This window comes from Mastigocoleus sp. MO_188.B34 (assembly GCF_030065675.1).
In the GTDB taxonomy this organism is placed as follows: domain Bacteria; phylum Cyanobacteriota; class Cyanobacteriia; order Cyanobacteriales; family Nostocaceae; genus Mastigocoleus.
The window spans coordinates 19464-27855 of record NZ_JASJDK010000118.1 but is presented as its reverse complement, the minus strand read 5'-3'; the positions used below and the strand labels follow the sequence as shown (position 1 = coordinate 27855).

Below are 8392 nucleotides of genomic sequence, written 5' to 3'. Positions count from 1 at the left end.
CCGTCGGGATTGACAAAATAACAAGCTTGACCAGTTGTGGGGTCAGCAAAAATGTTCTTCCGTTGTTCACTGTAAATATCCCAGCGACTGTATTCTGGTGCCCAACGGGTCCAAACTCCATCTTCTTGAATTGCCCAGAGTCTTTTTGATTCAGCAGAAATACTCATAATCGATTAAAAGATTTAGATATAGTGTATAAAAGGCAACTTTTAACTTTATCGCTGCCAATACTGAAGTATTGCATCAGTGATTTTACTTAATAAAGATGAATTTACAAGTATATGTACTTATGATTTTATAGAGTGTTTCGCAAAAATCCACTTGTGTCAGTAAAAGTTAGTTGTCCATGTGCGATCGCTTGTAGCACTGACTTAGTCTAGAGAATCCAGTAGTTGAAATAGCGACACCTAAAAGGACAGAACAATTTGTCTGAGGGAACGAATAAGAACAAATTGAGTCTTACAAGGAAGAAGGTTAATGTTAACGACTAGTGGCGATGGTAACCCTGCAAATGCGAATTTAGCGTTGCGTCATTGCGGGATGATATGGAATTTTCCCTAAACTTTCAAAGTAATTTAATTTAAGGGATAACCTAATAATAATTATTATCTTTAAAAGTTAAACTATTATAGGACTTACGCAAAACCTACGTAATTGCGTCATTACGTTAGCGTAGCGTTTCCATAGGAAAAGCGACAGCGACGTATATGTCCTGCGGATACGCTATAGCTACGCTACCTGCGGATCCGCTAACGCAAAAACTCTGGGATTGCTATCTCCCTTTGGGAGAGGCTTTGCTAACCCTACACTGTGTTCTGGTCGCAATGACAAATCTATGTCCTGCGGACACGTAATAACTACGTTACGCTCTGCTAGACGCTAACGTTGCGTAAGTCCTGTATTAAAGAAACATCCTTATGTTTTAAGTAATTGCAACACCAGTTACTTAAATTTTTACTACACCCGACATGCTGAAAAACGCTGTGAACTGTACATATCACAAGTGTAGTCTGAATTTATGGAATTGGTATTATCCCTCTTCTGTCAATCTGACAAGATAAATATATGGTGCTTATTCTGGGCTCCAGATATAGCAATGGTTTTGGCGTTTACGCTAACATAAATTCATTTATACCTTGTTATTGCGAAACTCTTTAAATACAAAAGTTGTAGATTATTTTATATCGAAAGTGATAAAAGAGGAATTATTTAAAAATACTTCATCTGCGTAACTGAATATCATGCAGATGTATCTTATATTTTCTATTTATTTGTAATTACTACATGTTGTAATTATACTTTTTTGCTTTGTAGTAAAAAATGCATAGAAAAACACCACAATAATCTTTTGATAACCCTATGAAAACATTTTAATAAAACGATACATAAGCTGATATAACTTAAAAAAGTTATATGAAAAAATAAATGAAATTTATAGATTTTTTTGAGCGGACATATGTTATAAATCTGCCCGAAAGAGTGGATCGCCGTAAAGGGATGGAAAAGGAACTTCAGAAGTTTGGAATGTCCTTCGAGCCATGGAAAATAGAGCTTTTTTCTGCAATTAGACCAGATAGTGCGGGTCCATTTAAATCTATAGGTTACAGGGGAGTATTTTTAAGTCATCTGAGTATCTTAAAACAAGCAAGGGAATTAAAGTTAGATAACGTTCTAATTATGGAAGACGATCTAGCATTCTCAGAAAATTTTTGTGAATATGAGGAGAGTCTGATCGAGCAACTGCAAAAAACAAATTGGGATATCGTTCAGTTTGGTTATTTTCCTGCAAAGAATTCAGAAATACCGACAGATGGTAAATTCGCAACATATCAACCATTCACGGGAGATTTAATCGGTACTCACTTTTACGGGGTAAATAGTAAAGTCTTTGACAAACTAATTGGCTTCTTTGAGACATTATTAGAGAGATCAGCAGGACATCCTGAAGGTGGACCAATGTCTCCGGACGGAGTACTTAATATTTTTGCTCGTCAGAATCAAGATACTGTCAGACTAATTCCAACTCCAAGTTTTGGAGGACAACGAAGTTCTCGCAGTGATTGTCATACAGATTTAAAATGGTTTGATAATCTCCCTGTATCTAGACAGCTTGCAACAGTTGCAAGAGATTTGGGTTTAGCGCAAAAAATGAAAAGTATTCTTAAAAAATAAGGTTTTTCTAATTAGACCTCTCCGGAAATTAAATATGTATAACCCAAAATCCTTGTAGAGACGTAGCAGAGGCTACACCGACGCCAAAGGCTCTGCTACGTCTCTACATTCTTTTCCGAAGATGTCTATTAGAAGTTTCTCATTATAATTGCGATCGCTGAGTATATTGATTTTATAGGGCGATGCGTTATGATGCAGCGATCGAGGTAACTAAAAAGATGGTTGTGTTGCAAAAAATTTCTTCGTTCTCAAAACTTCTTATTTATTGAGAGTAATCCCTTGTATTTTAACTCTATATAGTGGTGCGTTACGGCGCGGTGATAAAGGTAATTAAAAAAAGAGGTTCTCTTGCGCGCCTAACACACCCTACGATAATTTTATTTGTTGTTGATAAATCCCTTCTTGGGGCTAGAATTTCTATTGCTAGAATTTTTTGCAGCTTGGTACTATTCTCAGAATGTATCGATGTTGTGTAAAAAATATGCAATGGATTGAGTTAAGCATAAGTACGACAGAAGAAGCTGTTGACTGGGTTTGTACCTTGTTGACCCAAGCTAAATACACTGGTGATGTTCGGATTACAAAATATAACGAACTAAATGGTGAATTGAACGAATCTGGATCCGAATGGGCTTTTAAAATTTGTTTGTATTTAGCTGACGATACCCATGCAAATACAATCATTGACAAAATCGATGATTTACTATCACCTTTGCAGCGTACTGGGATGTCTAGCAACTTACAAGTTGCTGTAGTTGAAGAAAAGCCAGATTCAGCAGCAAGAGTTAATCATTTACATCGAATTGGAAAACCCTTTGTGATTCTTTCTCCAGACAATGACTATATACCTGATACCTCAGATGAGATAGTTATTAAACTGGAAACGAGTCTAGCTTTTGGTAGTGGTTTACATCCAGCAACTATTCTCAGTATGAAATTACTGGAACGTCATGTTTTACCTGAAATGAATGTCCTCGATCTCGGTTCTGGATCGGGGATTTTAAGTGTAGCGATCGCTAAGTTAGGAGCAAATGTTTTAGCTGTAGATAACGATCCAGTTGCGGTACAAGCAACTCAGGATACAGTAGAGCGTAATGATGTAGAAAAACTAGTGAAGGTTATGGAAGGAAGTTTGGGACATGGAAGTACCCTAGGACATTGGATGGGTGGGGATACTATTGATAAGGTAACAGCCATCAAAGCCCAACATAATTTTGACCTGATTGTTGCTAATATTTTTGCACGAATTCATATTTCTTTAGCATCAGATTATCAGCAAGCGTTGCGTCAGAATAGCGAACATGGGGGAATATTAATTGCAGCTGGTTTTACTGCAGATTATGAAGAAGCTATAACCACAACTTTTTCCGAAAATGGTTTTGCAAAAATAGATTGTGAAAAATTAGATGACTGGATGGCAATTGCCTATCGTATTATCAAATAAAAAGTAAAGAACTTCAAAATTATGAGAAGTTTTCCTAGATAATATTCAGTTTTAATCAAATTCATTTTAAGATCTAAATTCTCCAATCTAAGAGAATGTTTTAGAAGTATATTTGGTTGCCAAAAATTACTATTGAGATCCCCCAGCCCCCTTAAAAAGGGGGCAAAAGTCCCTCAATTCAGTGGGGAATTTAGGGGTATCCAAGATATATTAGGTAAATAATATGACTTTTGAAACATCCTCTAAATTCTCCAATCTAAAAAACTTAAAAATTAGAACTTAAAATATTATTTCTTGCTTATTCTTAGTTTAACTAAGGTATGAGCCATTAACCGGTGCATACTACCGAATGATTTCCTAATTCGGTTGATGTTATGAAAAAATATTGCTCCTGTGTTGCTATTTCTCTTTTAATCAGCTTTGGTTTTATTCTGAAAGCGATAACCCCATTGGGGATGCGCAAAGCTGTCGCAATTCCCGTACCAAATGCTTATATTGAATTTGCAAGAGTTGGGGTAGGAGGAAGTTTTAATTCTCGACAAGCAACTTTCCGAGTTAGCGATCGAACAACTATTACCAAAATTGGGAAAAACTTGCGACTCTATGAAGTACACCTCGCTAAAATGATCGAGTTAACCTACGATTTTTGTGAGGATAGACAAGCAGATTATATTGTTCATTGGAATTACCAAGCCGATGATGGAAAAGTTTTTATGGGAAATTTTTCTCTATCTTGTGAATTAGCTCGAAAAATTTTCCAAAGATTTGGAACTGGGGAAAGGGAGAAAGTCAAGCTTGATTATCGCGGTAAGATAGTTTACGAACATATTGCAACTTTAGCCCTTGATTCTAAGAATAGTAAACAGTTCGCATCCATGGTCCAAACTCTCAAACCCCAGTGTATGGAATTTAAAAAGAAGAAAATATGTCCGGGAGATCGTCCTTTTCAGAAATTGAATGGAGCGTGGAAAGTCTGATGGTGTAGGAATCTTACTGCAAACAATTATATAAATGTTCTTTCCAGCGCGATACATTAATTGACCAAATAACAGTCATGTTTGGATTTTTCTTGAGTACTCCTAACTCGTCTACAATTGTCGCACCCCGAGTCAATTTGCTTTGAGTTTCCACATCTACAAAATATTTACCTTGGTAGGTGACAATTTCTGGATCCAAAGCAACTACCATTGCGACGGGATCGGCTAAAGTTAAACCGGATGCACCTTGGATATTTATTGAAGCTTCTATTGCTGTTCTATTACTGTCTATTGCTAAACTTGCTTTTTTATTGCTAAATTGATTTATTTTTTCTATTTCAGAAACACTTAAAGCTGCATCATGACGACTTAATTCCCATCCCACCATTTCCATATTCATACCGCTATGGAAAACAATTTTAGCTGCTTCTGGATCCACCCAAATATTATATTCTGCTGCAGGTGTCACATTACCTACAGTGTTTGCAGCACCACCCATGATTACACATCGTTTTACTAAAGGTGCAATTTCTGGAGCGCGTAGCAACGCAACAGCAATATTTGTTAGCGGTCCTAAAGTAACAAGGGTGATTTCGTTCGGATATTTTCTAATAGTATCAATAATTTTATCTACTGCATGTTCCGACTGAGGCTTTATATTTGGTTCGGGGTAATGCATATTTCCCATTCCATCGCTTCCATGAAACCAATCAGCATAAGCATGTTGTCGTAACATTGGTTTTCCACAACCCACATATACAGGCGTAGAAGCATTGCATACCTCCAAGGTATATAATGCATTTTTAGTTCCCTGCTCGACAGAAACATTACCATTAACAACCGTCACTGCAACAACATCAATATTTGACCATTGATGCGCCATGATTAAAGCAACAGCATCATCAGAAGCGGTGTCTGTATCGATTAGGAACTTGCGCATTGGTAATGGGTAATGGGTAATGGGTAATTGGTGGTGGGTAATTGGTAATAATTGGTAAACTGTCGAGGTGCACTGATGTGCACCCTGGTAATTTATTTTTTACAATTTTTCATAGGAATCCAAAATAATTTTTTCAGTTTCTTCCCAACCAATACATGCATCGGTTACAGAGACACCATACTTTAAATCTTCAAGATTACTAGGAATCTTTTGATTTCCTTCATGTAAATTAGATTCCATCATCATTCCAACAATTGATGTATTTCCATCAACTATTTGTTGAACAATATTTTCTAAAACACTCGCTTGCAAAGTATAGTTTTTCTTTGAATTACCGTGACTGCAATCAATTACAAGTCTAGGGGATATATTGGCTTTCTTTAATTGTTCTTCAACTAATTGAATACTTGTTTGGTCATAATTAGGCTTACCATTTCCACCCCGCAAAATTACATGACCGTAATCATTTCCTTTCGTTTGAACTACACTCACTTCCCCTTGTTTATTAATACCAAGAAAGTGATGAGGATTCTTAGCTGAATGCAAAGCATTTAACGCTACTTGAATATTACCATCAGTACCATTTTTAAAACCCACAGGCATAGAAAGTCCGCTTGACATTTCTCGATGGGTTTGTGATTCTGCGGTACGAGCACCAATCGCAGACCAAGCAATTAATTCACTGATATATTGCGGAACAATCGGATCCAAAGCTTCTGTCCCTGCAGGTAATCCTAACTCTGCAATTTGTAACAGCAACTTACGTGCCAGTAATATACCTTTTTCGATCTGAAAAGAATCATCCATTTCTGGATCGTTAATTAAACCTTTCCAGCCTACGGTCGTTCTGGGTTTTTCAAAATAAACCCTCATCACTAATAGAATTTTATCTTTAACTCTCTCTGATAAATTTTTTAATTTTTGTGAATATTCTAAAGCTAAATCTGTATTATGAATTGAACAAGGTCCAATTACTATAAACTTTCTTCGATCTCTAAGATCTAATATATCCCTGATTTCTTGTCGATATTTTAAAACTGTTTCTTTTGCTAAATCTGTTAAAGGTAATTGTGACTTAACTTCTTGTGGTGTTAGTAAAACGTGATAATTCTCAATGTTTGTGTCAAATATTTTATTGAACATAGATCGCATCCCGTATTTGATTTCAGATGTAAATTAGCAATCCATTACACATTGTATATTGCATAACGTAGCGAACAACAAATAAATTAGCTTGACAAATCGCTAATAGTTTGGATTATTTAATACCACTGAATATTGCTAATAGAATATTTCCAAAGGCTTGAGTTATTAACTATATATTTACATCACATGTCCTTAGCCTATACCGATCCATGCAGGGGTGTTAAGTCTGTCACTTCATATCCTGCAAAAGTCTACAAACTAATACAGGTAGAGTTCTAGAAAAACATTTAACTGCCGAAAAATTTGCTAAACTCCCGGCTAGTAAGGAAAATATAGAAATATAAGAAAAAGTTGGGAATTTGAAAGGGGTTACCCGAGCGGCTTAAACCACAATGAAAACACAAGGACAAAACAATAATTCAAGCGACTATTCATGGCGCTTTTGGTTTACTTTACCAATCTACCCCTTTGGTAAACGCCGGACAATTCGTAAAGAAGTAATAGAAAACACGATTTGGACCTTCGACCAGTTACAGGGAATTTTCTATGTTGTGGTTCCCATCCGCATGACTGTGGTGAAATTAGAAGAAGGCGGTTTGTTAGTATATGCACCAGTTGCACCTACCCCTGAATGCATTCGGTTAGTTAAGGAACTAGTTGCAGAACATGGCGACATAAAGTATATTATATTACCAACTATTTCTGGGCTAGAGCATAAAATTTTTGTTGGTCCCTTTGCGAGATATTTTCCTAACGCTCAGGTGTTTGTCGCTCCTAAACAGTGGAGTTTTCCGGTAAGCTTACCCTTAAGTTGGTTGGGTTTTCCCCTCAAACGTACCAAAATACTCCCAACAGATAGCAATAAAACCCCCTTTGGGAATGAATTTGAATATGAGATTCTAGGTCCGATAGAACTTGGATCTGGTAGATTTGCAGAAGTTGCATTTTTCCACAAGCGATCGCGCACCTTATTAGTAACAGACTCGGTAGTTTCCATCCCAGAATATCCCCCTGCAATTATCCAATTAGATCCATATCCCTTACTATTTCACGCTAGAGATAACGGATTAGAAGTACTGGAAAATACTGAAGCAAATCGTCGCAAAGGATGGCAGCGTATAGCCCTATTTGGCATGTATTTTCGACCAAGCGTATTAGAAATACCCAAATGGGGGGAAGCATTCCGCCATGCTTTCAAAGCCCCCGATCGCTCTTCTAAAGGTTATTTCGGCTTATATCCCTTTAGATGGAAACCCGATTGGAAACGTTCATTTGATGCTTTGCGGGGTAATGGTAGATTATTTGTCGCACCAATTTTACAAACTCTGATTCTTAACCGCGCTCCCCAAGAAACTATTGATTGGGCTAATAAAGTTGCAAGTTGGGATTTTACCCGGATTATTCCTTGTCATTTAGAATCACCAATTGCAGCAGAACCAGATCAGTTTAGACAAGCTTTTGCATTTTTGGAAAAACAACCTAGTAGCAATAGTTATTGTTTATTGGAAGAAGATTTTCAGCTGCTTAAAGAAATTGATGCAGGATTAAATAAAACTGGACTAGTTCCACCAGCGAAAGAGAAAATTTGATTGGGTAATTGGTAATGGGTAATTGGTAATGGGTAATTGGTAATGGGTAATTGGTAATAGATACAAATTAAATTTAGGATATGTTAGGCGCGCAAGAGAATGTCTTTTTAAGGTTATATTATAG

The 8392-nt window shown here is 36.6% G+C and carries 6 protein-coding genes; 4 read left to right on the top strand and 2 right to left on the bottom strand.

All coding sequences use genetic code 11. The annotated features are described in order from the left end of the window. Window positions 1-1425 precede the first annotated feature (1425 nt). From QNJ50_RS22580 to QNJ50_RS22570, 3 genes are all read left to right on the top strand, one after another. A complete protein-coding gene (locus QNJ50_RS22580) occupies window positions 1426-2172 on the top strand; it encodes a glycosyltransferase family 25 protein (protein ID WP_300639815.1) in 747 nt (248 codons plus the stop codon). 481 nt (window positions 2173-2653) lie between these two features. After that, window positions 2654-3616 carry a 50S ribosomal protein L11 methyltransferase gene (locus QNJ50_RS22575; protein WP_300639812.1) on the top strand — a complete coding sequence of 321 codons (963 nt, stop codon included), beginning with the start codon at window positions 2654-2656 and terminating at the stop codon, window positions 3614-3616. A 374-nt stretch (window positions 3617-3990) separates the two neighbouring features. Beyond that, window positions 3991-4593, top strand: coding sequence for a hypothetical protein (locus QNJ50_RS22570; protein WP_300639809.1), 603 nt, complete (start codon window positions 3991-3993; stop codon window positions 4591-4593). A gap of 13 nt (window positions 4594-4606) precedes the next feature. Here QNJ50_RS22570 and QNJ50_RS22565 read toward each other — a convergent pair whose 3' ends face one another. Together QNJ50_RS22565 and QNJ50_RS22560 are read right to left on the bottom strand one after the other, a co-directional pair. Then, entirely contained in the window at window positions 4607-5533 is a 927-nt protein-coding gene (locus QNJ50_RS22565) for a nucleoside hydrolase (RefSeq protein ID WP_300639806.1), read from the bottom strand. Between the two features lie 99 nt (window positions 5534-5632). Continuing rightward, window positions 5633-6676: a 3-deoxy-7-phosphoheptulonate synthase gene (locus QNJ50_RS22560; RefSeq protein WP_300639803.1), complete on the bottom strand. Its 1044-nt coding sequence runs from the start codon at window positions 6674-6676 to the stop codon at window positions 5633-5635. 395 nt (window positions 6677-7071) lie between these two features. On the opposite strand from QNJ50_RS22560, the gene QNJ50_RS22555 reads away from it, so the two are divergent. Continuing rightward, the gene (locus tag QNJ50_RS22555; protein WP_300639800.1) at window positions 7072-8268 is read left to right on the top strand and encodes a DUF4336 domain-containing protein; all 1197 of its coding nucleotides are present in this window, start codon (window positions 7072-7074) and stop codon (window positions 8266-8268) included. The last annotated feature ends 124 nt before the right edge of the window (window positions 8269-8392 follow it).

Excerpts from the sequence above, each read along its gene's own strand:
- QNJ50_RS22580 (WP_300639815.1), top strand. The coding sequence starts at position 1,426 with ATGAAATTTATAGATTTTTTTGAGCGGACATATGTTATAAATCTGCCC.
- QNJ50_RS22575 (WP_300639812.1), top strand. The coding sequence starts at position 2,654 with ATGCAATGGATTGAGTTAAGCATAAGTACGACAGAAGAAGCTGTTGAC.
- QNJ50_RS22570 (WP_300639809.1), top strand. The coding sequence starts at position 3,991 with ATGAAAAAATATTGCTCCTGTGTTGCTATTTCTCTTTTAATCAGCTTT.
- QNJ50_RS22565 (WP_300639806.1), bottom strand. The coding sequence starts at position 5,533 with ATGCGCAAGTTCCTAATCGATACAGACACCGCTTCTGATGATGCTGTT.
- QNJ50_RS22560 (WP_300639803.1), bottom strand. The coding sequence starts at position 6,676 with ATGTTCAATAAAATATTTGACACAAACATTGAGAATTATCACGTTTTA.
- QNJ50_RS22555 (WP_300639800.1), top strand. The coding sequence starts at position 7,072 with ATGAAAACACAAGGACAAAACAATAATTCAAGCGACTATTCATGGCGC.